At 44.6% G+C, this 22,791-nt stretch carries 22 protein-coding genes; 15 read left to right on the top strand and 7 right to left on the bottom strand.

Annotated elements, in window-relative coordinates; genetic code table 11:
* Positions 1-194 precede the first annotated feature (194 nt).
* The 4 genes from metK to trxC all read left to right on the top strand — a co-directional run bounded on the left by metK (position 195) and on the right by trxC (position 3,210).
* Positions 195-1,346, top strand: coding sequence for a methionine adenosyltransferase (gene metK, locus H8B19_RS17470; protein WP_186508304.1), 1,152 nt, complete (start codon positions 195-197; stop codon positions 1,344-1,346).
* A 113-nt stretch (positions 1,347-1,459) separates the two neighbouring features.
* The gene (locus tag H8B19_RS17465; protein ID WP_186508303.1) at positions 1,460-2,251 is read left to right on the top strand and encodes a M48 family metallopeptidase; all 792 of its coding nucleotides are present in this window, start codon (positions 1,460-1,462) and stop codon (positions 2,249-2,251) included.
* 1 nt (position 2,252) lies between these two features.
* Positions 2,253-2,702 (top strand): GNAT family N-acetyltransferase, encoded by a 450-nt coding sequence (locus H8B19_RS17460; protein WP_186508302.1) that lies wholly within the window; start codon positions 2,253-2,255, stop codon positions 2,700-2,702.
* 70 nt (positions 2,703-2,772) lie between these two features.
* Positions 2,773-3,210, top strand: coding sequence for a thioredoxin TrxC (trxC, locus tag H8B19_RS17455; RefSeq protein ID WP_186508301.1), 438 nt, complete (start codon positions 2,773-2,775; stop codon positions 3,208-3,210).
* Between the two features lie 85 nt (positions 3,211-3,295).
* Here trxC and H8B19_RS17450 read toward each other — a convergent pair whose 3' ends face one another.
* Positions 3,296-4,300 (bottom strand): ABC transporter permease, encoded by a 1,005-nt coding sequence (locus H8B19_RS17450; protein WP_186508300.1) that lies wholly within the window; start codon positions 4,298-4,300, stop codon positions 3,296-3,298.
* Positions 4,297-5,238, bottom strand: coding sequence for an ABC transporter ATP-binding protein (locus H8B19_RS17445; protein WP_206683207.1), 942 nt, complete (start codon positions 5,236-5,238; stop codon positions 4,297-4,299). The genes H8B19_RS17450 and H8B19_RS17445 overlap by 4 nt, the downstream gene beginning before the upstream one ends.
* A gap of 103 nt (positions 5,239-5,341) precedes the next feature.
* Here H8B19_RS17445 and H8B19_RS17440 point away from each other — a divergent pair, with 103 nt between their 5' ends.
* The 5 genes from H8B19_RS17440 to H8B19_RS17420 all read left to right on the top strand — a co-directional run bounded on the left by H8B19_RS17440 (position 5,342) and on the right by H8B19_RS17420 (position 9,718).
* A complete protein-coding gene (locus tag H8B19_RS17440) occupies positions 5,342-6,070 on the top strand; it encodes a 16S rRNA (uracil(1498)-N(3))-methyltransferase (protein ID WP_186508314.1) in 729 nt (242 codons plus the stop codon).
* Between the two features lie 383 nt (positions 6,071-6,453).
* Positions 6,454-7,404: a glutathione synthase gene (gshB, locus tag H8B19_RS17435; RefSeq protein ID WP_186508299.1), complete on the top strand. Its 951-nt coding sequence runs from the start codon at positions 6,454-6,456 to the stop codon at positions 7,402-7,404.
* Positions 7,405-7,443: 39 nt separating this feature from the next.
* Positions 7,444-8,004: a YqgE/AlgH family protein gene (locus tag H8B19_RS17430; protein ID WP_186508298.1), complete on the top strand. Its 561-nt coding sequence runs from the start codon at positions 7,444-7,446 to the stop codon at positions 8,002-8,004.
* Between the two features lie 9 nt (positions 8,005-8,013).
* Positions 8,014-8,427 (top strand): Holliday junction resolvase RuvX, encoded by a 414-nt coding sequence (gene ruvX, locus H8B19_RS17425; protein ID WP_186508297.1) that lies wholly within the window; start codon positions 8,014-8,016, stop codon positions 8,425-8,427.
* Between the two features lie 124 nt (positions 8,428-8,551).
* Positions 8,552-9,718, top strand: a complete 1,167-nt coding sequence (locus H8B19_RS17420) for a cyclic di-GMP phosphodiesterase (RefSeq protein WP_186508296.1) — start codon at positions 8,552-8,554, stop codon at positions 9,716-9,718.
* A gap of 37 nt (positions 9,719-9,755) precedes the next feature.
* Here H8B19_RS17420 and H8B19_RS17415 read toward each other — a convergent pair whose 3' ends face one another.
* Both H8B19_RS17415 and H8B19_RS17410 read right to left on the bottom strand, forming a co-directional pair.
* On the bottom strand, positions 9,756-10,802 hold the full coding sequence (locus H8B19_RS17415) for a general secretion pathway protein GspB (RefSeq protein WP_186508295.1): 1,047 nt from the start codon (positions 10,800-10,802) through the stop codon (positions 9,756-9,758).
* Entirely contained in the window at positions 10,799-11,707 is a 909-nt protein-coding gene (locus H8B19_RS17410; protein ID WP_186508294.1) for an ExeA family protein, read from the bottom strand. Before H8B19_RS17410 ends, H8B19_RS17415 begins: the two co-directional genes overlap by 4 nt.
* Positions 11,708-11,842: 135 nt before the next feature.
* On the opposite strand from H8B19_RS17410, the gene H8B19_RS17405 reads away from it, so the two are divergent.
* Both H8B19_RS17405 and H8B19_RS17400 read left to right on the top strand, forming a co-directional pair.
* Positions 11,843-13,078, top strand: a complete 1,236-nt coding sequence (locus tag H8B19_RS17405) for a multifunctional CCA addition/repair protein (RefSeq protein ID WP_186508293.1) — start codon at positions 11,843-11,845, stop codon at positions 13,076-13,078.
* Between the two features lie 218 nt (positions 13,079-13,296).
* Entirely contained in the window at positions 13,297-13,833 is a 537-nt protein-coding gene (locus H8B19_RS17400; RefSeq protein WP_186508292.1) for an acyloxyacyl hydrolase, read from the top strand.
* A gap of 317 nt (positions 13,834-14,150) precedes the next feature.
* Here H8B19_RS17400 and H8B19_RS17395 read toward each other — a convergent pair whose 3' ends face one another.
* Positions 14,151-15,302, bottom strand: coding sequence for an acyltransferase family protein (locus tag H8B19_RS17395; RefSeq protein WP_186508291.1), 1,152 nt, complete (start codon positions 15,300-15,302; stop codon positions 14,151-14,153).
* 97 nt (positions 15,303-15,399) lie between these two features.
* Here H8B19_RS17395 and H8B19_RS17390 point away from each other — a divergent pair, with 97 nt between their 5' ends.
* Together H8B19_RS17390 and H8B19_RS17385 are read left to right on the top strand one after the other, a co-directional pair.
* Positions 15,400-16,296, top strand: coding sequence for a LytR/AlgR family response regulator transcription factor (locus H8B19_RS17390; RefSeq protein ID WP_338401544.1), 897 nt, complete (start codon positions 15,400-15,402; stop codon positions 16,294-16,296).
* Positions 16,297-16,324: 28 nt separating this feature from the next.
* The gene (locus H8B19_RS17385) at positions 16,325-17,299 is read left to right on the top strand and encodes a Gfo/Idh/MocA family protein (RefSeq protein ID WP_206683206.1); all 975 of its coding nucleotides are present in this window, start codon (positions 16,325-16,327) and stop codon (positions 17,297-17,299) included.
* Here the strand turns inward: H8B19_RS17385 and H8B19_RS17380 are convergent.
* Positions 17,296-18,204 carry a LysR family transcriptional regulator gene (locus H8B19_RS17380; RefSeq protein WP_241737663.1) on the bottom strand — a complete coding sequence of 303 codons (909 nt, stop codon included), beginning with the start codon at positions 18,202-18,204 and terminating at the stop codon, positions 17,296-17,298. The two genes, H8B19_RS17385 and H8B19_RS17380, sit on opposite strands and share 4 nt — an antisense overlap.
* Positions 18,205-18,283: 79 nt before the next feature.
* Here H8B19_RS17380 and H8B19_RS17375 point away from each other — a divergent pair, with 79 nt between their 5' ends.
* On the top strand, positions 18,284-19,222 hold the full coding sequence (locus H8B19_RS17375; RefSeq protein ID WP_186508289.1) for a DMT family transporter: 939 nt from the start codon (positions 18,284-18,286) through the stop codon (positions 19,220-19,222).
* A gap of 103 nt (positions 19,223-19,325) precedes the next feature.
* Here H8B19_RS17375 and H8B19_RS17370 read toward each other — a convergent pair whose 3' ends face one another.
* Positions 19,326-20,771 (bottom strand): undecaprenyl-phosphate glucose phosphotransferase, encoded by a 1,446-nt coding sequence (locus tag H8B19_RS17370; RefSeq protein WP_241737662.1) that lies wholly within the window; start codon positions 20,769-20,771, stop codon positions 19,326-19,328.
* Positions 20,772-21,570: 799 nt separating this feature from the next.
* Here H8B19_RS17370 and H8B19_RS17365 point away from each other — a divergent pair.
* Positions 21,571-22,791: an outer membrane beta-barrel protein gene (locus H8B19_RS17365; protein WP_186508288.1), complete on the top strand. Its 1,221-nt coding sequence runs from the start codon at positions 21,571-21,573 to the stop codon at positions 22,789-22,791.

Genomic DNA, 22,791 nt, shown 5'->3' with positions numbered 1-22,791 from the left:
CAGACAAAATGTAACAATCTAAACCGGCTGATATTTCATCAATCACTTAAGTTTTTTGTTTGTGGAACGATAACTTAACAAACAGCCATTTAGACGTCTAGATGTAAATACTGACAAACTAAATTTTTCAGGCTAGAATTACGCCCATTGTGCCGGTCTCACCGGAAAATTGTAGTAAAGGATACCCTATTATCATGGCTAAACAGCTTTTTACCTCTGAATCTGTGTCTGAAGGACATCCGGATAAAATTGCCGACCAAATCTCTGATGCCGTATTAGACGCCATTTTAGAACAAGACCCTAAAGCGCGCGTAGCGTGCGAATCGTTTGTTAAAACCGGTATGGTACTGGTGGGCGGTGAAATCAATACCACTGCCTGGGTCGATATTGAAGAACTAACCCGTAAAACCGTGCGTGAAATTGGTTACACCCATTCGGATATGGGTTTTGATGCCGATTCCTGTGCGGTATTAAACGCTATTGGTAAACAGTCCCCCGATATTAATCAGGGTGTTGACCGCAGCCGTCCTGAAGATCAGGGCGCAGGCGATCAGGGCCTGATGTTCGGTTATGCCTCTAACGAAACCGATGTATTAATGCCGGCACCGATTACTTATTCGCACCGTTTGGTGAAACGCCAGGCCGAAGTGCGTAAAAACGGTACCCTGCCATGGTTACGCCCCGATGCCAAAAGTCAGGTGACTTTTGCCTATGAGAATGGCAAACCAGTGGGCATTGAAGCGGTAGTTTTATCTACTCAGCATTGCGACAGCATCAGCACGGAAGACTTGCGTGAAGCAGTGATGGAAGAAGTCATTAAACCGGTACTGCCTTCTGAATGGCTTAACGCCAACACCCAGTATTTTATTAACCCAACCGGCCGTTTTGTTATCGGCGGACCAATGGGTGACTGTGGTTTAACCGGCCGTAAAATTATCGTTGATACCTACGGTGGTATGGCACGTCACGGTGGTGGTGCATTCTCAGGTAAAGATCCATCCAAAGTTGACCGTTCAGCTGCCTATGCCGGGCGTTATGTTGCCAAAAACATCGTGGCAGCTGGTTTAGCAGAGCGCTGTGAAATTCAGGTGTCTTACGCCATTGGTGTGGCAGAACCAACCTCAATCAGTGTAGATACTTTTGGCACCGGCAAAGTCGACAACTTAACCCTGGTTGAGCTGGTACGTCGTCACTTTGATTTACGTCCGTACGGCTTACTTAAAATGCTTGATCTGGAGCGTCCGATTTATCAGGCAACTGCGGCCTATGGTCACTTTGGCCGTGATGAATTCCCTTGGGAAGCCACCAATAAAGCCGACGATTTACGCGCGGATGCCGGTTTGTAAATCATAAAATAATGCAAAGCCCCGACGGTTAACACTCTCGGGGCTTTTTTGTCGCTACTGATTGTGGCAAATTGACGTACTAATAATTTTCCCTGATTGAAACGGAGTTTTATATGTTAAAAACATTGTTATGGAGCGCAGTATTACTAACACTGACCAGCTGTAGTACCTCTCCTACGGGACGTAAACAACTCAAACTCTATTCTTCAACTCAAATGCAACAAATGGGTGTGCAGAGTTTTGACAATATCAAAAAAGAAACCAGTGTATCCAGGCAACAAGTGGCTAACGAATTTGTGCAATGTGTTGCCACGCAAATTACCTCACATTTGCCGGAAAACGTATTTCAGGGAAAATGGGAAGTGGTGGTTTTTGATGACAAACAGGTAAACGCCTTTGCCTTGCCAGGCGGAAAAATTGGTGTTTATACCGGCTTGCTTGAAGTCACTGAGAATCAGGATCAACTGGCCGCAGTCATCGGTCATGAAATTGGCCATGTAATAGCCGATCACGGTAATGAACGTTTGTCGACCAGCAGTCTGGTTGGTTTAGGCTTACAGGGTGCGGACATTGCACTAAAAGCAGGTAATGTAGAACACGCAGGTACCATTATGCAGGCCATTGGTGCAGGCTCCCAGGTATTAATTCAGTTACCTTTTAGTCGTATTCAGGAAAGTGAAGCCGATGAAATTGGTTTGCAACTGATGGCGAAATCCGGCTTTGATCCCAGTCAGGCGGTTAATCTGTGGCATAACATGGAAAAAGCTGGCGGGGGCCGCCAACCGGAATTACTCTCCACTCACCCTTCGCCACAAACCCGTATTCAGGATTTGCAAAGTCAAATGGCCCAGGCGCAGCAATTAAGAGCGCAGAGCACTAATCACCCTAATTGCCAAAAGAGTTAACATGCAGTCTATGATCGGGCAACTTGAAAATGCAGGTTACCGCCTGAGCATGGAGAAAGACGAATTACAGTTCGACGTTATCCATGGCTTTTTAAAAGATGCCTATTGGTGTAAAAATATTCCATTTGAGGTGGTGCAACGGGCTGCACAAAACGCACTGACTTTTGCTATTTTCCAGCATGATAAACAGGTGGCCTATTGCCGGATAGTAAGCGACTTCGCCATATTCGCGCATTTAGCCGACGTATTTGTGCTGGATGAGCATCGTGGTAAAGGCCTTTCCAAATGGTTGGTGCATGCGGTAAAACAGCATCCGCAACTGCAAGGATTGCGCAAATGGACACTCGCTACATCTGACGCGCATGAGTTATATCGTCAGTTTGGCTTTAGTGAGCCAACCAGTCCACATACCTTAATGGAAATAAGTAATAACCAAATATACATGGCTTAAATCAGAGCGTGTTGAAATAAACGCTGATGTTGACGGGTCATGGGCTACATACAATTTTTGGAGATTTTTTATGCATATAGTCTGTGCGGCCTGTGGCGCCATTAACAATATTCCTGATGACAAATCGCATCTCGATGCGAAATGCGGCAAATGCCAGTCAGCATTACACACTCATCATCCCGTTGAACTGAATGATGCAACCTTTTATCGCTACATTGAGAAAAATGACTTACCTGTATTAGTTGATTACTGGGCAGAATGGTGTGGCCCATGCAAAATGATGGGGCCGGTTTTTGCCAGCGTCGCCGCGCAAACCGAGTCGATTTTATTTGCCAAGGTTGATACTGAAAATGCGCAACAAGTGAGCGCCGATGCCGGTATTCGTAGCATTCCAACCCTGATTTTGTTCGCTGGCGGTAAAGAGATTGAACGTGTTAGTGGTGCGTTATCGGAATCCCAGCTTAAAAGCTGGCTAGCGCAAACCGTTCAGAGCCATTTTAGTCGTTAGTCAAACTGACAACTCAGAAACACAAAAAAGGCGCTAACTAAACGTAAGCGCCTTTTTTCATTTTGATGAGCCGTCCTAAATAAAGTTAACGCCCGTCACCTTCCCAGCGGAATAACCAGGCACCTAACCCTAAAAATACCACTATCATCGCCAGTAAAATACTGACCTGGTGCTGTAAATCGATCAAGGTTGCTCCGTCTGTCATAATCGCCCGGGCAGCGCTGACTAATTGCGTTAATGGCAGAAATTCAGCGAAAGTTTGCAACGCTTTAGGTGCACCTTCCATCGAAAACCACACACCGGACAGCATCATCATTGGCCAGCTCACCAGATTCAGCAGCCCACCGGCCAGTTCCTCACTGTTACTTCGCGCTGCCATCAATAATCCCAGCGCTATCATCGCCATTGCACCTAGCGCCGCTATTACCAGTAAACTGAAATAACTGCCTAACATGTAAAAATCGAACATTAAATCGCAGGCAGTAAATACCCCGCCGGTAATCACCAACACAATAAACAAGCGTGAAAATATCTGCGCCAGTAAAAACTCGGCGGCATGTAATGGCGTGGCTTTCAGGCGTTTGAGTACCGAGCTTTTGCGGTAACGCACAATTACATAACCCACGCCAAACAAACAACTGAACATCATATTCATACCTAAAATGCCCGGCAGAACCCAGTCGATATAACGTATTTCACGCCCTTCCAGCACCTGTTTGTGATAATCAGGCAGACTGCCCTGAATTAATCGTTCAGTAAAATAGCCTTTAGGTGAGCTGGAGTTGATCCAGTATGTTTGACTTGAAGGCTCGACCAGCAAATCCAGTCCGTGTTGCTGCAATTTACGTTTAGCGACCTCAATATCCGAATAATCCACATATTGCACATGTTGCATGCTATAAAAGCTGTTGTCGGAACTGTGTTCACCCAATACACCAATTTTGTATTCAGGACGTCCGTCACCACTGAAGATAAAGGCAAAGCCCACCACCAGCAATAATGGGAAAATCAGGTTCCACCCCAGTGAAGACCGATCGCGGAAAAATTCCAGATTACGTGCTTTAAATACCGCCCAGAAACGACTTATCATGCGACTTCTCCTGCACTTTGTGGCTCAACTTCCATAGGACGCTCGGCAGTTAATCCATGCCCGGTGAGTTTCAAAAATAAATCGTCCAGATTAGCCGATTTTACATGCAACCCTTCCAATACCACCGATTCTTCCACCAGCAGTTTTAAGGTCTGCTCAACCTTGTCAGTATTGATATACCAGTAATTTTGTTCGTGACTGGGCAGACACTCACTCATTACCTTGTCACTAAGCTGCTGATGCTGCAATCGGATCAACACACCTTTAAAGTGTTCGCTTAACAAGGCTTTAGGTGCACCGCGAGCGATGATTTTGCCTTTATCCATAATGGCAATGTCATCACACAATTGCTCGGCTTCATCCATATAATGGGTGGTCAGAATAATGGTTTTGCCCAGTGTTTTAATTTTATTAACCAGATCCCAGAAATTGCGTCTGGCGTGCGGATCTAATCCGGTGGTGGGTTCATCTAAAAACAACACTTGTGGATCATTGACCAATGCCAGCGCCAGCAATAGTCGCTGTTTCTGTCCACCGGATAATTTGCGGTGTTCGGTATTGGCAAATTCATGCAAGTCGCACATATCCATCAGCGTATGTTCGTCTACCCCGTGATCGTAAAACTTGCGGAACAGGCTTAAACATTCGCGGGTAGTTAAATAATCCTGCAACGCAGTATGCTGAAACTGAATCCCAATTTGCGGTGCAACTTTACGGGTTAATGGCTCACCGTTAAACAAAATAGTACCACTGTCAGGTTTGGCGATACCTTCCATCATTTCGATGGTGGTGGTTTTACCGGCCCCATTGGGGCCGAGCAAACCAAAACAAATCCCCTTCGGTACTGAAAAACTCAGGTTATCCACTGCTTTCACGCCTTTAAATGCACGATTAAGTCCCTGCACCTCAATCATGGCAGGCGTGTTGTTATGCACCATCTTTGCACTCCACCTTGTTATTTCACACTATGGTTTTTATTTGCCTCACTTTATCTGGCTGATACCATTAACACCATTATTAAATGTAAGTGGTTATTTTAGCGTGCGAATTCCCCGTATTTACCATTCCGGTATTGTAAAAGTAGATAGTGAGATTGAACTGGAAGCAGACACGGTCAACCATCTGGCGAATGTACTCAGAGTCAAAACCGGCCAGCCGGTAGTGATATTTAATGGCGACGGAAATGACTATCCAGCTGAATTAATCGATGTGGCTAAGCGCCGTATTGTGGCGCGTATTGATGCCAAAATCGGTTTAAGCCCGGAGTCACCATTACCGATTCATTTAGGCCAGGGGGTCTCCAAAGGTGATCGCATGGATTTTGTATTACAAAAATCCGTAGAACTGGGTGTCACAGACATCACACCGCTAATAACCGAACGTTGCAATGTAAAACTCAACGATGACCGCTGGCTGAAAAAACACCAGCAATGGCAAAAAATTATCATTGGCGCCTGTGAACAAAGTGGCCGCAATATTGTGCCTAAACTGCACCTACCCATTAGTTTGCATGAATGGTGTGCCCAGTCCACCGAACAACTGCGCTTAACCCTGCACCCTAAAGCCGAAAAACGCATGGCAGATTTAAAAGTGCCAAAGGCAGGTGTGCGATTACTGATTGGCCCTGAAGGCGGATTAAGCGAGCAGGAAATTTACCAGTGCGAAGAAATGGGCTTTGATAGCGTATTGCTTGGCCCACGGATTTTACGTACCGAAACCGCCGCATTAACCTCAATCAGTATTTTGCAAAGTCATTTTGGTGATTTGTAATAATCAGAGCGTGCTGATCTTTGCGGTATGAATTTTGTTCTAACTAAACGTTTTTTAATCGCGACGCTTATTTGCAGGCCTAATGGATTAAGTCAAAAATAAGCAAAAAAGAGTAAAAAGGGTTTAGAACGAACCCTTTGGGCAACGTTTGCTTGGTATTTCTACTGCCTCAGCACTCATTTATGTAGAACAACTACACCACATTCGCGCTTCATTGTATAAATACCAAGCAACTCGTTGCAAAAATATACCGCAAAGATCAACACGCTCTAAATCCTTGGTAAGTATCTGGTCGATTATTCGGTCGTAGACATTGTTAAACGCTTGAAAATTCAGATATCTGACACCATTTATCTGCAAACAGCCTTAAAGAGGAAATCGCCTTGAGTATCAAACTCGGTATCGTGATGGACCCTATTCAGTCCATCAATATTAAAAAGGACACCAGCTTTGCGTTTTTGCTCGAAGCGCAGTCCCGTGGTTACGAACTTTATTACATGGAAATGGCTGATTTATACCTGAATCAGGGCGAACCGATGGCGCGTATGCAAACGCTACAGGTAGCGGAAAACCCCACTGATTGGTTTAACTTATCCAGCGAAGTGCATCAAAGCCTGACCGAGCTGGACGTGATTTTAATGCGTAAAGATCCTCCGGTGGATAACGAGTTTATCTACGCCACGCATATGTTTGAACTGGCAGAGCAAAGCGGTACGCTGATTGTTAACAAAGCGCAAAGCCTGCGTGATTTTAACGAAAAATTATTCACCGCCTGGTTTAGCGATTTAACCCCGCCCACACTGGTTACCCGCAATGCCACGCTTATCCGTGAGTTCCACCAGGAGCACAGTGATATTATTTGTAAACCATTAGATGGCATGGGCGGCGCGTCTATTTTCCGGGTTAAAGATGACGGTAACAATTTAGGTGTCATAATCGAAACCCTGACCGAAAAAGGTCAGCGTTTTGCTATGTTCCAAAAATTTGAACCGGCCATTAAAGACGGTGATAAACGTGTATTAATTGTAGATGGTGAAGTCATGCCTTATGCATTAGCACGCCTGCCAACCAAAGGCGAAAACCGTGGTAATTTGGCAGCTGGCGGCAGTGGTCGCCCACAACCAATTAGCGATTCTGACCGCGCCATTGCACAAGCGATTGCACCGACTCTGGTTGAAAAAGGTTTATTATTTGTTGGATTGGATATCATCGGCGACAAAGTCACCGAAATTAACGTCACCAGTCCAACCTGTGTTCGTGAAATCGAAGCTGCGTACGATATCAATATATGCGCTAAGCTGTTTGATGCAATTGAACGCCGCGTAAAACATTAATTTGAGACCAATACATAACCCTAAGGTAGTAGGAGTTAAATGCAAAACAGTTTTGAGAATCATTTTTTAATTGCGATGCCGGATTTACAGGATCCCAATTTTAGCCGTTCACTCACTTATATTTGTGAGCATAACGAACATGGCGCCATGGGAATTGTAATTAATCAGCCTGCGGGTATGACGGTTAAAGAACTGTTGAAAATGGTCAATATCGATAAAGACATCGACCAGAAAAAAGGTGAGCATATCGTGGTTGCCGGTGGCCCGGTAAGCCGCGATCGTGGATTTATTCTGCACACACCACAGCCGGGTTACAGCTCAAGTCTTGAAATTACCTCCGATATTATGGTGACGACCTCCAAAGATATTTTGGAAAATATCGCGGGTGACGCAGCACCACAAAAGTCGATCGTTGCACTGGGTTATGCAGGCTGGGGAGCGGGTCAGCTGGAAGAAGAAATTCAGCAAAACTCATGGCTGGTGATCGAATCAGATCCAGAGCTGTTATTTGATGTGCCCATTCACCGAAAATGGGAAACCGCAGTGCAAAAACTAGGGATTGATGTTTGGCAACTGGCACCCGGAACAGGTCACGCATAAGGAACTAAAATGAAAACCTACCTTGGGTTCGACTATGGTAGTCGCAGTATAGGCGTCGCAGTAGGCCAGGAAATTACCGGCACAGCAGCCCCGCTTAACGCCTTAAAAGCCGATGAAGGTGTGCCTGACTGGAACCTGATAGAAAAACTAATTGAAGAATGGCAGCCCCATGCCTTAGTTGTTGGTTTACCACTCAATATGGATGGTACCGAACAAAACACCACAGTGGCGGCACAGAAGTTTGCCAACCGCCTAAATGGACGTTTTAAGTTAAAAGTACATGGTTGTGATGAAAGATTGACCACCGCCGATGCCAAAGCCCGGCTTTTTGAGCTGGGCGGTTTTAAAAAACTCACTAAAGGAAAAGTCGACAGTGTCTCAGCGTGTTTAATCCTCGAAAGCTGGATGGAGAGCCAATACTGATCCAAATCAGACATAATGAAAATTTTATATAAAATTACATATTGTATCTTGACCTTGCAGCGCTTTATTACAACACTTTGCCTTTCAGTTTCATTGAATTTAACTCCCATTCTCTGAGTAGCACATGTTAAAAAATATCACGATAGAGGAATTGGTACCGGGTATGTATGTCACTCAGGTACTCAAACAAACCGCTAAGATAAAAGTCAAATCACAGGGATTAGTTAAAACCAAAAAAGTCATTCAACAACTGCGTACTAAAGGTATTCAGGAACTGGAAATTGACTTGTCACGCAGCACTCATCTGGCCCCAACCAATGCACTGGAAGTCGAAAATGATGTAACACATGACAAGTCTAATTTTGGTGCGCATTTAAAACAGTCCATGGTGTTATACAATCAGGCCAAACAGATACATGGCCAGTTACTTAACCGTGTTAGCCGCGGGAAAGTCCAGCATTTAAGCGAAGTTCAGGGCATTTCTCAGCGGGTACTGGATATGGTGTTTGATTGCAGCGAAGCTGTAAACGCCATCACCCAAATTAAGCAGGCCGACGAATACCTGCTCGAACACAGTCTCAACTGCGCAATATTAATGACGCTATTTGGTCATTACCTGAATTTAGATCGCGATGTGATTCAGGATATCGGTATTGGTGCACTTTTGATGGATGCTGGCATGGTTAAACTACCCTTGTTGCTCACACAAAAGTCTTCAGAATTGTCCGACAAAGAATTGCAGAAAATGCAAAAGCACGTGCAGTTTGCACTGGATCTGGTGAGCAACATTGAAGGCTTCCATGACTCGACACTGCAAGTAATACGCCACCACCATGAACGACTGGATGGCTCTGGCTACCCCGCTGGTTTGACAGGCGATCAAATTTCTTTGTATGGTAGAATGGCTGCAATCGTGGATACCTACGATTCACTTACCGCAGAGCGGCCGTATCGACAAGCTATGACGCCTGCCGATGCCCTGCAGATGATGAAAGAAAGCAATAACAATAAATTGGATTTAGAGCTAATGGAAAAGTTTTCATCCTGTTTAGGCCTGTACCCAATAGGGTCAGTGGTTAAACTCAAAAGTGGTAAACTGGCGATGGTTATTCGCCTCAATGACGAGCATCCGCTCTCACCTGTGGTAATGAGTTTTTATGATATTGCCACCAATAACCATGAAACAGTGCAACAGATTGATCTTGCGGAAGACGAAGATGCAGTTGAGTCGAGCATATTGCCGGAAGATTTTGATATCAGCATGCTGAGTTTCCTCAGACAAGCCTTCTAGACAACCTATTATCGCCAGCTGGACTGGCGATAATAAATTACCAGTCTGCCAGTGCATTCAGGCTGAATTGTTGCCCCTTGTAATTAAGTATGACCTTTTGTGGAGTAATCCTGACCAATTGTAAATTGGGATTAATCCAGTCGCCTTCCTGTAATTTAACCCCGTTCAAGGTAACCCATCGCTCTTGCTGATCCGAGGCATACATATGTGCAGAAAACGACATTTTGGGTAAAGCATCACGCACCCATTGTGGTACCTGATCAATTCTCGGTACGCCAGCTGCATCTTCGCTAATGGGTGGCGCGACAGGCTCAGCCTGTGGTTCGTTTAGATCTCCGCCAATTTCAGCCACAGCCTGATTAAATTTTTTCAATAATTCAGGTGATACTTCGGACGCTTCATCTTTGCTTTTTGTGGGCAATGAAGCACCTTGATCAGCGATATCAACGGGATTATTTTGCACCTGACTGCCACTATCTACTGTAGCTTGTGAGTCGTCATTTTTTATCTCAGCGTTTTCAGCACTCAGTTGTGTATGTTCGCTTTGTGTCTCTTGCTCACCCTCAGTTTTTTGCTCATCAACAGGCTGTGCAGCATTGCTTTCAACTGCACTTGGGCTGGGTTTATTGATTTTTGACTCAACAGCAACCGTTTCACTTTTAGCTTGCTTAAGCCAGGCTTCAAAAGCAGCACCAGACCATCCAACAGTTAACCCTGCAGCCATCATAACAGCGACCCAAACAAAACGTTTTCCATAGTATTGCCACATGGAGGGAATGCCCGACACGGATGGCAAAAACAAGCTGCGGTTAAACTGATCAGATATTGCATTGTCATGCCCCTGAGAAGCAGAGCTTTGCAATAACATGCCCTGTACCGAAGAGGTCACCGTTTGTGGGGAGTCGATTTCGACAGTTTGGCTGGGGTCAATTTCCAACTGTAAGACCCCCATTTCCTGCAAGCCAAGCACCATTTCAGTACTGGTGACCAATCCCGATTTACGAATTCGCACCGGCCCGTTTTGCTCGGTAATTTGCACAATCACCATGCCGGGTTTAAGGTCACTAATAGCAACGATACTCATAGCGCACCTCCCAATCCGTAACCCAGGGCGGTGGAAAGAATAAACACCGCAACCAGTATCCAGCGCCACTGACGATTCTGGCGCTGACTGACCACATCTTCACCGAGAATTTGCTGGGCTGCAGCTAAGAAAATATGACGTTTTACCTGTGCATCCTGCCTGGTAAAACTCAGGGTCAATGCGCGGTCGCACAGCAAATTAATTACCCGTGGAATACCGCCGGTAACGTTAAACACCGCTTTTAAACTTGATGGACTGAATATACTGATGTCGCCACCGGCCACACTCAGGCGGTGCGCGATATAGGATTTCACCTCGCCCGGGGATAAGGGCAATAAGTGATAACGTGCGGTAATACGCTGTGCTAATTGACGTAACTCATTACGTTTTAATAACTGTTGCAATTCGGGCTGGCCAATTAACACCACTTTAAGTAATTTTTCGCGATTGGTTTCCAAATTGGTCAGCAGGCGTAATTGCTCTAACACCTCGGGTAGCAGATGCTGTGCTTCATCAATAATCAGCACCGTATTAATCCCGGCTTTATGATTATTCAGCAGTTTATTGAGAATTAAATCGGTGAAATATTTAAGGCTGGCTTTGGTATTTTGATACTCAATGCCTAACTCGTCACAGACCGTTGCTAGCAACTCAATTGCGGATAAGGTTGGATTTAAGATCATCGCAACCTGAGTTTTATCGGGTAATTGCTGTAACAACTTACGCGATACCGTGGTTTTACCTGTGCCCACTTCGCCGGTTAACATCACAAAACCGCCACTTTCACGTAGCCCAAAGGTTAAATGCGCCAGTGCTTCTTTATGGCGCGGGCTCATATAGAGATAATCAGGGTTAGGTGCTATCGAAAATGGATTGTCCGATAATCCGAAATAATTCAGGTACATATAATAAAAGGTGAGCTAAATAAGCTAAGTAGTGTGACAAACTAACCATTAACGTCACGCAAGTCAAAAGCATAAATGTAAAACAGCTTTGCTTGCGGCATAATGACCACGAAACTCACAGAATACAGTACAAATATGAAGGTTTTTTTAGTGGGTGGCGCTGTACGCGACGCCCTTTTAGGTCATCCGGTTAAAGATAAAGATTACGTCGTTGTTGGTGCGAGTGTGGCGCAAATGCTTGAACAAGGCTATCAGCAAGTTGGACGTGATTTCCCGGTGTTTTTACACCCAAAAACGCAGCAGGAATATGCACTGGCGCGTCAGGAGCGCAAAGCCGGACGAGGCTACAGCGGATTCGAAGTCGATGCTTCCAGCAATGTGACACTGGAGCAGGATTTGCTGCGTCGTGACCTTACCATTAACGCTATGGCCATGGACGAAGACGGTTCCATAATCGATCCTTACCATGGTCAGCAAGATTTAGAAAATCGTCTGTTACGCCATGTCTCCGATGCCTTCGTGGAAGATCCGCTGCGTGTATTGCGCGTGGCACGTTTTGCCGCGCGTTATCATCAATATGGATTTTGCGTTGCGGATGAGACCCTAGAGTTAATGCAGCGTATTGCTGAATCCGGTGAACTAAAACATTTAACTGCAGAGCGAGTATGGCAGGAAACCGCGCGCGCGTTGATGGAACCCAACCCTGAGGTTTATTTTCAGATTTTAAAACAGGTGAACGCATTATCATTTTGGTTTGCCGAACTGGACGTACTGTGGGGCATTCCCAATCCAGCCAAATGGCATCCGGAAATTGATACGGGAATTCACACTTTAATGGTGTTGCAACAAGCAGTGGCTCTGTCGGGTGATCTCGCAGTGCGCTTTGCCGCGCTGACCCATGATTTAGGCAAAGGCAAAACACCACCCGATAACTGGCCCGCGCATCATGGTCATGAAACTCTGGGATTAGCGCCCATCAATGCTTTATGTGATCGTATAAAAGCGCCTAATGAATGCCGTGAATTAGCCTTAATGGCCTCACAATTTCATACCCACGTGCATAAAGCGTTTGAGTTAAAACCGGCAACCTTGCTTAAAGTATTTAACCGGTGTGACGGCTGGCGCAAACCACAACGTTTTGCCGAATTTCTCAATGTTTGCCGCGCAGATGCCAAAGGTCGCACTGGCTTTGAAAATAGCGACTATCCACAGGCCGATTATGTTTGGCAGGCGTTAGAAGTCGCCAGCAACGTGGATGTAAAACAAATTATTGAACAAGGATTTCAGGGGGCACAAATCAAACAACAACTGGAGCAGGCTCGCGTTGCAGCGTTAAGCGATTTTAAAACGCGTTATCCCATACCCCATTAATTTATTAATGGGGTGAGCGAGAGCAGCAAGTGAAACTTAAATTTTCAAAATAACGCTGCTCACCCCATATCCGGCAAGATGTGTACATTTCAAGGGTAATAATCATCACAATTTCTGATTACACCTATAAAGAAAAAAAATACAAAAACCAATAGAAATAAGGCCTGCAGCCCATACCTAAGTAACTCTGCCTTACTAAACCTGGAGCTACTTAACTAATGAACAAACTTGCAGTCATTTGGGTTGCATTATTACTTCACTTTTTACCGGCACATGCCGCCAATCTTAATCAGGGCATTGCAATTGACTATCTGGATGGAGAGTCCAGATTATCCGGATTGCGACTCGCTTATCGACCTTATTACGGCACCTTTAGCCAAATCAAACAGTTAGGCGAACTCGATGTATATTGGGAAATGAGTGTTAATTTGTGGGAGTTTGGTGAAAACAATCATCACGATACCAATCTGGCGATTGCTATTTCGCCTGTTTTTTCATCTCAATTCACCACTGTAGCCAACAAATATCCACTTAAATGGGAATTTGGTATTGGTGTATCGCTCATTGATGACACCCAATTTGCCGGTAAAGATATTGGCTCCCACTACCAGTTTGAAGACAGATTAGGATTGGTAATGCTGTTAGACGAGCAACAAAGTGTGTCCATGCGATACATGCATTATTCCAATGGCGGCCTCAATAGTAAAAATCCGGGGCTGGATTTTTTTAACCTGTCTTATGGTTACCGTTTCTAATGCAAAAAAGGTGTTGTGCAACAACACAACACCTGTGTTTATTTAGAGCGTATTGATCTTTGCTGTATATTTTTGCAACGAGTTGCGCGGTATTTAAACCATGAAGCACGAATGTAGTGTAGTTGTTCTACATAAATGAGTGCTGAAGCAGTAGAAATGCCGCGCAAACGTTGCCCGAAGGGTTCGTCCTAAACACTTTTCACTCATTGTTGCTTATTTTTGACTTAATCCATTAGGCCTGCAAATAAGCGTCGCGATTAAAAAGCGTTTAGTTAGAACAAAATTCATACAGCAAAGATCAACACGCTCTAATCTTTTTATTTTAAGCCAAACAGCACACGGGTTATCCATAACCGGCGCACCAGTTCATAACCAATGGCGCACCCTGCCACTGTGGCTGCAGTTAATAAGACGAATTCGAGTCCATCGTTTAGCGCTAACGGGCGCAGCCACATGGCGAATACCACGATTAAAGTCTGATGAAAGATATACCAGGGCAATACCGCATCATTGGCATATTTTAGTGCTGGCGTGGAACGATTTAGGTAATGCCCCCCCAAACCTATTACCGCAAACAACCAGGCATAACGATTAATAAAATAAGCCACTGAATATGCGCCTTGCATCAAATCGGGATAGGCAGAACCTTCCACACTCGGCATAAAGCCATGGTTATCAAAGAAAATAAAAATGTAACCACACACAGCAATACCCAGTAGTACAAGGCGTTTATCTATGCACTGTTGCCACCAGTTTTTATGCATCACCAGCATGTAACCCACACTAAAGGCAAGCAGGTACTTACTATGTGCATACCAATCGGTAACCAGGTCATGCGTTTCCGGATAGTTACGGCCGTAACCCATCCAGATGGCAGTTTGCACCACCACTAACACAGCAAACACATGCCAAAGATTTAATTTGCTCGCCAGTGTCGATTGAGCCAGCTTTTTTAATGCGTCACCAATAGCCAGCATGATAATGCTGTAAACCCATAAATAAGGTAAATACCACAGATGATTCCAGGTTAATAAACCAATCACGCTTTGCATTTCGGGGAAAAAATCTGCGGGTGCATTGATATATTGCAGCCAGAAAGTCAGGTAATCCTGTTGATAACCATTATTCAGTTGCAACTGATAAAACAGCTGCGGCGCCACTATTACATACATGGAAAAAATCAGCGGTATCATCAGGCGTTTGCTGCGTAACCAAATTAAACTGCCCGCGCTATATTTGCCTTTTATTAATGCCAGTGCCATACCACTTAAAATAAACAACAAACACATTCGCCACTGGTTTACCAGCAACATCAAATCCTGTAACCAGCTATAGGTATCGGGACTTTTTACATGCCATCCCCAATCCTGAACGTAATACATGCCAATGTGATACAAAATCAACAGCATAAATGCCAAAACCCGCAGCGCATCAATATCATAACGACGACCATTTTGTATTTGAGTCATACCTGTTCCTCACGGTAAAGTTAGGGCATTAGAGTGCGCAACTTTTTCACCCCAACCAATAGCCAGATGCCAGTCGGTAAGGCCTGAGGGATAAGTGGTGGATATTAGGGATATCCATTTTTCATTTATGACACTGTTTGAACGATACGATAAAAACAAAACATTGTGGCTAACACTGCTGTTTGCTTTGTACCTGCTGATCCCCAACACCATCAACGCCTTATCGGTATGGACTGAACATAACCGAAACGGCGCGCCGGATATCGCACTGTGGGAACCATTCACCTGGGAATACACCAGTGCTCTGGCAGTGTTGTTATTGATCCCTGTGGTGCTTTACTGGTTTAAATTTGTACCGCCCAAATTCACTGGTATTGGCAAACAGATAGTGCTGCATATCGGCGCATCCATCGTATTTTCACTGGCGCATGTTTTGTTAATGGTGTGGTTTCGTGATCTGGTATACCAATGGCACGGATGGGAATATCAGTTTGGTAATTTCTGGTCGGAATTTGTTTATGAATATCGCAAAGATGTGTTGGGTTACCTCAACTTTTTTGTCATGTTGCAGATTTATCACTTCATCTATAGCCGACTAAAAGGCGAGGCCAATTTAATCTCAAATGAATTGTCAGAAAACGATGTCACGCCATCAAGTAATATAAAAGTACCGGAGCACTTACTGGTTAAAAAACTGGATAAAGAGTTTTTGGTTAAAGTGAGCGATATTGAGTGGATGGAATCGGCTGGAAACTACGTTAATTTGCATAGTGGGGGGCGAATTTATCCGCTGCGTGCCACGCTGGCCAATACCATAGAAAAACTACAAACAGCCGGTTTCAGCCGCATTCATCGTAGTTACGCGGTTAAACATCTGGCGATTGACAATATTAGTTACGCCCCCAGTGGTGATGGCGAAATCACGCTTAAAAGCGGACACAAATTAACATTATCCCGTCGTTATAAAGATGCATTTAAACAACAATTTAGCTGAACCTTGGTTTATCAAAAAGGAATAAATGGTGAATAAAGTCAGGTGGGGAATTATCGGCGTTGGCGATGTATGTGAAGTAAAAAGCGCACCGGCCATGCAGTTAGTTGAAAACAGCGAGCTGGTTGCCGTTATGCGCCGCAGCGGCCATTTAGCCGAGGATTACGCCAGACGCCATAATGTACCCAGGTGGTACGACGATGCGGATGCACTGATTAACGATCCTGATATCAACGCCATTTATATTGCTACGCCTCCCGATGGCCATTTGCCTTATACCCTAAAAGCCGCGGCAGCAGGCAAACCTGTGTACGTAGAAAAACCGATGGCACGCACTTATAACGAATGCCAGCAAATGATCGCGGCCTGCGAACATGCCAAAGTACCGCTGTTAGTGGCTTATTATCGACGTTACCTGCCAAATTTTTTACAGGTAAAACAATGGCTTGAACAAAAGAAAATTGGAGACGTACGTCAGGTAAATGTGCGTTTAGTTCAGGCAGCCAATCCGCAGGTGTTACACAACATTGATAAACCCTGGCGGGTTGATCCACAAATTGCAGGTGGTGGTTATTTTTATGATCTGGCTTCGCACCAGTTAGATCTGCTCGATTTTCTTATTGGCCCAATTATTAATGTGAGTGGCTTTCGTGCTAACCAGGCCGGTTTATATCAAGCTGAAGACAGCGTGGTTGCCAGCTGGCAGTTCAAAAATGGCGTATTGGGTAGCGGTAACTGGTGTTTTTGCGCGGCTCAAAGCGAAGAGCGCGACCTGATTCAAATTATCGGCAGTGAAGGCCAGATAGAGTTCCCAGTTTTTGGCAGCGGCCAGGTCACCTTAAAACAGCTTAAGCATAAACCACAACTCGTTGAATTTGATTTACCCAAACATATTCAACAACCATTAATCGATGCCGTCGTAAAACAATTACTGACCGGCAGCGCATGCAATTCAACTGGCGATTCCGCGGCACGCACCAATTGGGTCATGCAGCAGATTGTTTAGTATTCGGTCGGTGCAACCTGCAATAAATGATCGATTAATAAACGCAAGCGCAATGGCTGATTTTGGCGATCACGGTACAAAAGATAAGTGCGTCGCTGTGGCCCTAACCAATCCGGAGCGATATTAATCAGTGATTTTTCACGCATTTGTTCGCACACCACCCGTTTAGGCAAATAACCAATCCCCACACCGGCTTCAACGGCTTTCATGGCGATATTCATATCATCTACCGATAAACGCACGTTGCCCTGAGGGTGATATTCAACCGATTCACGACTGGTTTTATGCTCAAAGTGCCAGGGACTAACAGGAAAACTGACCACCAGCGGATGTCTGGCTAAATCATTGGGGTGCGCAATATTATGCCATTGTGTCGCGTTTTTACTGGCACACAAAATAAATTGTACTCCGGTTAGCGGACGTGCAATCCAGCCCATTAAACTGGGCTCCCCTACCCGTATCGCTAAATCAATCGCATGTTCACCCATATCAATATTCCAGTTAGACATGCGTACTTCTAAATCAATTTTTGGATAACGTAACTGAAATTCGTTAAGTGCATCTGCCAACCAGCGATAAGTGGTATTCACCGGCACCGCCATACGTAACAACCCAGCAGGTTCATGTTTTTCGGCGTTGAGTTCGCCGGAAATATCATTCAGCTCCCTGAACAACGGCCCGCAACGTTCTAAGTATTGCTGTCCCGTGCCTGTCAGATTAATCCGGTGCGCATCACGATGCAGCAAGCGCAGGCCCAGAGCACTTTCTAATGCGCTGATACGCCGGCTCAGGGTTGATGGCGGCATCTCCAGCTGTTTAGCTGCCACACGAAAACTCCCACTTTTGGCCACCACCCAAAACAAACGCATGTCATCGAGCGAATAATTAAGTTTCATATTTGACATTTAATGGTTCAAAAACACCTATTTATTTTATATATGAAACTTATACACTTAACCCAGTTTTTCATCAACCGCAAAAAACATGAACCGACAGTCCACCACGTCCACTTTGATTTTGCTACTTATCAGCGTATTTTGCTGGGGCAGTGTATTCCCATTTTCAAAACCCGTGCTCGAGAGTATGTCGCAGCAGTCTCTGGTGATCTGGCGTTTTAGCATCGCATCCTTGTGTTTAATTATTTATCTGCTGGTCAAACGTCAGCCCTGGCCACACTTACGTTTTGGACAATATCTGTGGTTAGCCTTTATTAGCGTGCTTGGCGTAGGGGGTTTTAATTTACTGCTGTTTACCGGCATTAAACATACCGCGGCAACCAATGGTGCATTGGTGATGGCACTCAGCCCGCTGGTAACCGCGTTAATGGTGGCGGGGTTGGCGCGCAAATGGATTAGCCGCGCCCAAAGTTTTAGCCTGTTAGTAGGATTATTTGGTGTCTTGCTGGTGATCACCAACGGCAGTTGGCAACGCCTGATGCAATTTCAATTTAATCAGGGAGACATTACCGTTATCGCCGCTATGTTACTGTGGTCGGCTTACACCACAGCCTCGCAAAAGGTAACGAGCTGGCTTCCGGTTATTCCCTTTACGTTAATCAGTTTGCTTACCGGTGATATTTTTATACTTATCGCCAGCGCTATTCAGGGTGACATTCATCCAATACAGGAGCTGATTAATTTATCGGGCGGTGGCATCGTCTCAGTGGTTTACATTGGCATTTTTGGCACTGTGGTGGGTTATTTGTTTTTCTTAAATGGTGTGCAAAAACTCGGTTCCGCGACCGCCTCATTGTTTTTTAACTTTATTCCTGTATTTGCCGCACTCACCGCCATGATGATGGGTCAAAGCGTTACTCCCATTCAGCTAAGTGGTATGGCGATTGTTTTGATTGGTTTATCCTTACCTCCACTATTGCGCACAATGAAGCAACGTAGAACCAATCGTTTGTGTGAAGTGAATTAACTCCTCTCCAAATGTTTTGTACTTCCATGTTCTGCGGCCATCGAAATTCTGCTTTGGCCGCATTTTTTATTTAATAGGTTGTGTCCGCTCTGGTGTGGATTATTTAATAAGCGTTTTTGCTTACAAATCCTTTAAATGCAGTGCTGAATATAATTTTGATATCCAACCACACAGACCAGCGGTGAATATAGTCGAGATCGTATTCCACCCGTTTAACCATTTTATTGATGGTTTCTGTTTCGCCGCGATAGCCATTTATCTGAGCCCAGCCAGTGATACCGGGGCGCACTTTGTGACGCAGCATATAACCCTCAATCAATTTACGATATTCCTCGTTGTGCGCCACTGCATGTGGCCTTGGCCCCACAATCGACATTCGCCCTTGCAACACATTAATAAACTGCGGTAATTCATCTAACGAGGTACGGCGAATAAAAGCACCTAACCGGGTGATACGCGGGTCATTTTTCTGAGCTTGTTTAACCTGTTTGCCATTATCCTGCGTCGACATAGAGCGAAACTTATAAATGGTAATCGGTTTGCCATCCAAACCATAACGGGTTTGTTTAAAAATAGCGGGACCGGGTGAAGTTATTTTAACCGCCGCTGCAATCAGCAACATTGGCAGCGCAATCACAGACAAAATCAAACTAGATAACACTATGTCTTCAATTCGTTTTAATACGTCACTTCCACCCTGGAACGGCGTATCAAACACACTTAACGTTTGGATAGAGCCAATATTCTGCCATCGTGCATGAATCAGGTTATAGATAAAAAAGTTAGGGATGATATAAACCGTGGCGGTGGTATCACTGCATAAATTAAGAATGCTCATAATGCGCTTTTCTGCGCTCATTGGCATCGATAAATAAATGTAATCAACCTTGTTTTCTTTGGCTAACTGAATCACGTCATCGACGTTACCTTTAATACTGTAACGCATTTCGTGGGGAATGCGTTCATCACAGCGGTCGTCATAAAACCCTTTAAAATTAATGCCTAAATATTCGTTGTCTGAGATCTGCTCGGCCAGACTATAACCAGAGGCAGTTGCACCAATAATCACAGCATTGCGACTGTTATGCCCCTTTTTACGCTGAATGTATAACACTTCCCTGAAGACAATACGCCATCCCAGTAAACAAAAACCCGCCGCCACCAGCCAGTAAGAAAGTACAAAGGTTTTATAGGGAACGAGCCAATGCAAAAAGTACGCAAAGACAACTGTGGCGCACACTGTCAGCAACCACACAGCCAGTACACTTTTAATCATCATTAATGATGGTGATGTGCGCCATGAACGATAAATGTCGCTCGATTCTGCACACAACATAAAACTGATAATACACACAAACAGCACCACCAGGCTTGCCGCATTTACTGCAAGTCCGTTAGCAAATAACACATAAAAATAAATGGCGGTGATGACAACCAAGTCAGCCAACCGATATAGTGTAGAAAAACTGCTTTGATTAGACTGAATAATTCCTTTGCGCATTTTTTGCGAAACACTCTTTTGCGAAACAATGTGACTGGCCATTTTCATCCGTTCCTCTGTGAATATGTTTGTTCGCCATTCGGCGGCTGTGCCCATTCGTTAACCACCCGAAGCTGAGCGCTAAATCCAATCCCCTTGTTTTTCGCGAAATTCGCGCTTTGTTGCCAATTTGCAACAAAGACCGTTTTTCCGCATTTTTACTACTAGCTCTAATACTAAAACTTAAATTAAATCAGTGACTAACCGCTTTATCCCTGGTCACTTCTTCTGTTTTTATTGTTATTAATGCTGTTGTGATGTCCCCGATTGGCAACAATCACAGTACTTTTGCGCTCCGCGTTCCTGCTAATAGGCTCACTGACCAAGCCCTTATTCAGTAAGGGGTTAACGACCATACCTACGCTTTTATACACGCTCAAAAACGCGCATTTACACCTAAAAATTGCAAATAAAGTGCCATTCATTAACTGTTAAAAATATGTAAATACACACGACTTCCAGCGAGGACAAAAACTGATATAAAAAAGGGTTAAAGACTAAAAACCGAAAATTGTTCAATAAACATACAATTCACGTAATAAATACACCCCGTACACAATTGGCTGTAAAACCCAAATTTGGCTCCAGCCCAATAAACTCGGGTGTTGCCAAACAGCAACAGATCAGCAAATTATCTGCCGCATATAAAACCAATAAGTCGTAAGATTATTTTTAGCAACGCTGAAAGTCAGGTGTTAACCGCGTTGTAAATGCATGGCATGCAAATCGCATTACTGATCAAATTCATGACCGGATAGATTACTGGCTACTTAGATTTTGTAGCCGTTGTTCAAGGGATAGGAATTTAATGCGTGATGCAAAAAAGTTGCTTGCGACAACTGTCACACTAATTTGTGCTTCATCATATGCTGCTGATCAGGAGCAAAAAGGCAGCGTAAATTTAGGTGCTTTTCTACTTACACCTCAGTTCAAACTGCAACAAAGCTACGACGACAATGTTTTACATCAGGCAAACAACGAAAGGGACAGCTGGAAAACGCTAATTAGCCCTTCCATCAACATACGCAATAATTTTGGCCCAAATGATTATCGCTTTGGTTATCAGCTTATTCGTGGAGAATATGCGAAGAGTCAGGCCGATAACTACACTGATCAGCAGGTGTGGACTCAACTGAAATATCGTGTGCACGAGCGCCATCAATTGCTGCTGGATGCAGATTTTCAGTCGAGTCACGATGCCCGAGGCACACGTTATTCGATTGGTCGCGGCGACCAATTAGCTCATCCGGATAAATTCAAACAATCAAACGCAGAGGTCACTTATCGTTATGGCGGATATGGAGCTACTGGCCAGCTTGATTTACGTTATCAATACAAGGATGTCGATTATAAAGGTGATGAGCCTGACTACCGCGCACGCGACCGCCACACCAATCTATTAGGGAGTACCTTTTACTACAAGGTTGCGCCCAATACCGATGTATTGCTTGATGTATCGGTAGCAGATATTACATACGATTATTCATTAAACGAACGAAACCGTCTCGACAGTAAGGAAAAAAAAGCGTTAGCCGGTATCAGGTGGCAGTCTAGTGAAGCCACCACCGGCTTTGCTAAAGCCGGGGTTCGACGTAAAGATTTCGACTCGGCTGAACGTGACAGTTTTAATGGTTTTGACTGGGAAGTGGGTGTTCAGTGGCAACCAGTTAACTATAGTCATTTTGAACTATCGACCCAAAGCGACATAAAAGAAACTGACGCTCAGGGTAATTTTATCGAAAAACGCGACTACCAAATAAACTGGCAACACGACTGGAATGAACGGTTTAACTCCAGTGCCGAATTACATTATCAAGATGCCTTATACGTGCGTAATAGTGGTGTGGCTAATCCACAAGATCCGGATCGCCAGGACGATATCTGGGCTAGCCAGTTAACGCTCAATTATCAGTTCCGTCGCTGGTTAATCTTCAGTCTTTCTTACCAGTTTGAACAGCGTGACAGTAATTTCACTAATCTCGAATTTAACCGCAACCAGTATGGGTTATCCATGAATGCGAGCCTTTAA

This window comes from Neptunicella marina (genome assembly GCF_014270035.1).
In the GTDB taxonomy this organism is placed as follows: Bacteria; Pseudomonadota; Gammaproteobacteria; order Enterobacterales; family Alteromonadaceae; genus Neptunicella; species Neptunicella marina.
This window is presented reverse-complemented; position numbering and strand designations above follow the sequence as displayed.

Bases quoted from the DNA above. Each gene is read 5' to 3' on its own strand.
- H8B19_RS17410 (WP_186508294.1), bottom strand. From the start codon at position 11,707: ATGTACCTGAATTATTTCGGATTATCGGACAATCCATTTTCGATAGCA.
- H8B19_RS17370 (WP_241737662.1), bottom strand. From the start codon at position 20,771: ATGAAAATGGCCAGTCACATTGTTTCGCAAAAGAGTGTTTCGCAAAAA.
- metK (WP_186508304.1), top strand. From the start codon at position 195: ATGGCTAAACAGCTTTTTACCTCTGAATCTGTGTCTGAAGGACATCCG.
- H8B19_RS17465 (WP_186508303.1), top strand. From the start codon at position 1,460: ATGTTAAAAACATTGTTATGGAGCGCAGTATTACTAACACTGACCAGC.
- H8B19_RS17375 (WP_186508289.1), top strand. From the start codon at position 18,284: ATGAACCGACAGTCCACCACGTCCACTTTGATTTTGCTACTTATCAGC.
- H8B19_RS17445 (WP_206683207.1), bottom strand. From the start codon at position 5,238: ATGGTGCATAACAACACGCCTGCCATGATTGAGGTGCAGGGACTTAAT.
- H8B19_RS17405 (WP_186508293.1), top strand. From the start codon at position 11,843: ATGAAGGTTTTTTTAGTGGGTGGCGCTGTACGCGACGCCCTTTTAGGT.
- H8B19_RS17380 (WP_241737663.1), bottom strand. From the start codon at position 18,204: ATGTCAAATATGAAACTTAATTATTCGCTCGATGACATGCGTTTGTTT.
- H8B19_RS17400 (WP_186508292.1), top strand. From the start codon at position 13,297: ATGAACAAACTTGCAGTCATTTGGGTTGCATTATTACTTCACTTTTTA.
- ruvX (WP_186508297.1), top strand. From the start codon at position 8,014: ATGAAAACCTACCTTGGGTTCGACTATGGTAGTCGCAGTATAGGCGTC.
- H8B19_RS17420 (WP_186508296.1), top strand. From the start codon at position 8,552: ATGTTAAAAAATATCACGATAGAGGAATTGGTACCGGGTATGTATGTC.
- H8B19_RS17395 (WP_186508291.1), bottom strand. From the start codon at position 15,302: ATGACTCAAATACAAAATGGTCGTCGTTATGATATTGATGCGCTGCGG.
- H8B19_RS17430 (WP_186508298.1), top strand. From the start codon at position 7,444: ATGCAAAACAGTTTTGAGAATCATTTTTTAATTGCGATGCCGGATTTA.
- H8B19_RS17415 (WP_186508295.1), bottom strand. From the start codon at position 10,802: ATGAGTATCGTTGCTATTAGTGACCTTAAACCCGGCATGGTGATTGTG.
- H8B19_RS17365 (WP_186508288.1), top strand. From the start codon at position 21,571: ATGCGTGATGCAAAAAAGTTGCTTGCGACAACTGTCACACTAATTTGT.
- H8B19_RS17460 (WP_186508302.1), top strand. From the start codon at position 2,253: ATGCAGTCTATGATCGGGCAACTTGAAAATGCAGGTTACCGCCTGAGC.
- H8B19_RS17450 (WP_186508300.1), bottom strand. From the start codon at position 4,300: ATGATAAGTCGTTTCTGGGCGGTATTTAAAGCACGTAATCTGGAATTT.
- trxC (WP_186508301.1), top strand. From the start codon at position 2,773: ATGCATATAGTCTGTGCGGCCTGTGGCGCCATTAACAATATTCCTGAT.